Annotated in this window: 3 protein-coding genes; all 3 read right to left on the bottom strand. The window is 60.9% G+C overall.

Going from position 1 to position 2,992, the window contains the following annotated elements:
• Positions 1 to 776, bottom strand: a 776-nt coding sequence (phnC, locus tag Q0M74_RS13660) for a phosphonate ABC transporter ATP-binding protein (protein WP_293955376.1), incomplete at its 3' end; no start/stop codon positions are given.
• A 56-nt stretch (positions 777 to 832) separates the two neighbouring features.
• Positions 833 to 1,759: a phosphate/phosphite/phosphonate ABC transporter substrate-binding protein gene (locus Q0M74_RS13655; RefSeq protein WP_293955374.1), complete on the bottom strand. Its 927-nt coding sequence runs from the start codon at positions 1,757 to 1,759 to the stop codon at positions 833 to 835.
• A gap of 133 nt (positions 1,760 to 1,892) precedes the next feature.
• Positions 1,893 to 2,992 (bottom strand): TIGR03364 family FAD-dependent oxidoreductase (locus tag Q0M74_RS13650; RefSeq protein WP_293955371.1); only part of this gene is annotated, 1,100 nt, incomplete at its 5' end.

Raw genomic sequence — 2,992 nt, 5'->3', positions numbered from 1 at the left:
ATGCTGGAGACCTCATCAGCATGCAGGTCCTCAGTCATGCGATCAAAGACGATCCTGCCGGACTGCAGTCCGACGATGCGGTCGGCGAAGTCAACGGCCAGCTGCACCTGGTGCAGTGAGGAAATCACGGTCAGGTTCTCTTCCTCGGAGATCTGTCGCAGCAGGTTCATCACCTCATGTGAAGACACCGGATCCAGGGAGGCGACGGGTTCGTCGGCAAGCAGGATCTTGGGGTTCTGCATCAAGGCACGTGCAATGGCCACGCGCTGCTGCTGTCCACCGGAGAGGGTGTCAGCCCGCTGGAAGGCACGGTCGGCCAGCCCGACGCGGTCGAGCTTTTCCAGAGCTTCTCGACGCACCGACTTCGGGTACATCATCAGCGACAGGCGTGGCCCCTTCAGGGAACCCAGTCGGCCGGAGCAGACATTTTCCAGCACTGACATGGGGCCGACCAGGTTGAAGTCCTGGAAGATGACCCCGATATCGCGGCGCAGGGCCCGCAGTTCACATGAGCGCAGGGTGGGGATGTCATGTCCCAGCACCCGGATGTTTCCGGATGTCGGGGTCGCCAGACCATTGATGTGGCGCAGCAGGGTGGACTTGCCGGAGCCGGACAGGCCCAGCAGCACCGTGATCTTGCCGGTGTGAAAACCCACCCGGACATCATCCAGGCCGAGGACACCGCCACCGAAGTCCTTGGTTACTGAATCAATCTGGACGGTGTAAATATCGTCGTACTCGCGTTGGAGTAGGGGAGAAACCTTCTTCTCGGCCATGTCTGGTGCTGCTCCTTGTGTGGTGTTAATCAGAGGGTGTTGTTGATCAGTCAGGATTAACCGACGCTGCGGCAGGCTTCAGCCTGGGTGACTTCACAGAGTTCACGGATGGGAGCAAAGTCGGAATCATCAACCGGCAGGTAACCCCACTCGGTTTCCTCCGGCAGTGCACAGTCCTCCTCAGACTCACAGATACCGGCAGCCACCAGGGCTGGCTTGTTGGCGTGTTCACGGATCACGGTGGTGATCTGCTCGGCCAGCTCAGGGCTCAACGAGGAGTTATTCACGGTGATGGGATCCTCGGTGATCGGATCGGATTCCCACACGGAACGCAGTGCGCCTGATTCCAGCTGACCGGACTGTTCCAGGGTGTGCAGCATGGTGTCGTGGGCAAAGGCGGCGTCACAGTCACCGGCATCAAGGGTGAGCAGGGAGGCGTCATGCCCACCGGCCAGGATCTGTTCGATGTCTGCATCCATGTCAATGTCTGCGTCCATCAGGCCATTCATGGGAACGAGGTAACCGGAGGTGGAGGCCTGGTCAACAAAGCAGACTGTCTGGCCTTCCAGGTCCGCGATGGACTGGATGTCGGAATCCTCCCGGACATAGGCCAGTGAGGTGTAGGCGGGTGCCTCATCCTCAGCATTGGTCGGTGCTGCGACAGGAGCCAGATCAACACCGGAGTCCTTGGCGATCACATAGGAAAAGGGGCCGAAGGAGGCAACATCAACCTGTCCGGCGCGCATGCCCTCGATGACGGCGGCGTAGTCGGAAGCGTTCTGGAACTCAACGGTGACGCCGGTTTCCTGCTCGATGAGGTCAGTGAGGTTTCCGAAGGTCTGCTGGAGGGTTGCGGAGGATTCAGCAGGAACCGCGGCGAAGGTGATGGTTTCACCGGTGGACTCGGACCCACAGGAAACAAGGCCGAGGGAACCGAAGACGAGGGCGGTGCCGGCGGCGGCGATGCGCTTGTTGAGAGCCATGATGATGAGGTGATGCCTTTCTGGCAGGAGGGGATCGTGAAGGTGGTCAAAAGCTATTGTGGGACCAACCAGAGAACCTGTCTAGTCGAGTTGAAAGAGTTCATATACAAGCAACCTGTCGGCCACCTGCAGCTCAGAATCCGGACACCGTTTCACCCCGGAGTGCCAGATCAGCCACACCAAAGGACATGGTCATGCCGATGCCGGAGGTGACAACCGCCACGGTGGTTTTCTCATCCAATTGCTCCAGAACCAGGTTGGTGTCCACACTGTCGGCATAACGCCCCTGCCAGCGCTGGAGAACCCGGGGAGAGTCCAGGCCGAAGATCTCCGAACCCCTATGCAACAGCAGCTCAGCAGTGTCAGCTTCCATGAAGGGGGTGGGACTGAGGCTGTAGGCGTGGGAATCACCCAGGAAAAGGCCGTCACGGGTGCCGGTGGCCATGAGGTTGGCAATACATCCCAGCAGCTCCGCTTCACTCTCCTGCAGTTCTTCACGCAGGGTGGTGGCGGCAGGCATGGCGGCAAAACCTCCATAGCGGGCCATGGAGGTGCCGGTGAGCACGGCAATATCTTCCGGGATGCGTTCTGGACGTTCCACCAGGGTCATGATCAGCTCACAGACGCGGACGTTGAAACGTTCTGCCACCTGGGGGAACAACTGCATGAGTTCCGTTCCCGGGCATAGGATCACCCGGCCTGCCCGGAGCTGTCCGCGGGTGGTGTCCACGACACCATCGGCCACACCCAGCACGCGGGTGTTCCAGGTAAATTCCACGCCCTGGGCCGCAAGCCAGGCGGCAATGGCCGGTGCCGCCTCACGTGGGTCCACACGCATGTCGCGGGGTAGATGCGCCCCACCGAGGACCTCCAGGTCGGGATTGCCGAGGGCCTCAGCGACTTCCTCACGGCAGACCAGGCGCACGCGTTCAGCTCCGCGGTGTTGCGCAAATTCCCGCAGGACCTGCAGCTCCGTCTCCGTGGTGGCAGGCAGCCAGGTGCCGGAGGTGGCAGCCCAAAATCCCACATCTTCTGCCGCCTGCAGCCAACCTTCACGGGATTTGTCAGCGATGGGCTGGAGGCTGTCCTCCTGGGCGGTGAAGCAGGCGTGCCCGAAGTTCTGGATGGAGGAGCCGACGATCCTGTCCGCAGCATCCACAACCTGTACAGTCAGGCCCTGTTTATGGGCACGGTAGGCGGTGGCCAGGCCGATGATGCCGGATCCAACAACAA

The organism is uncultured Corynebacterium sp., assembly GCF_945649885.1.
Lineage (GTDB): Bacteria > Actinomycetota > Actinomycetes > Mycobacteriales > Mycobacteriaceae > Corynebacterium.
The sequence above is the reverse complement of the archived record's forward strand: the minus strand, read 5'-3'. Positions and strand labels throughout refer to the sequence as shown.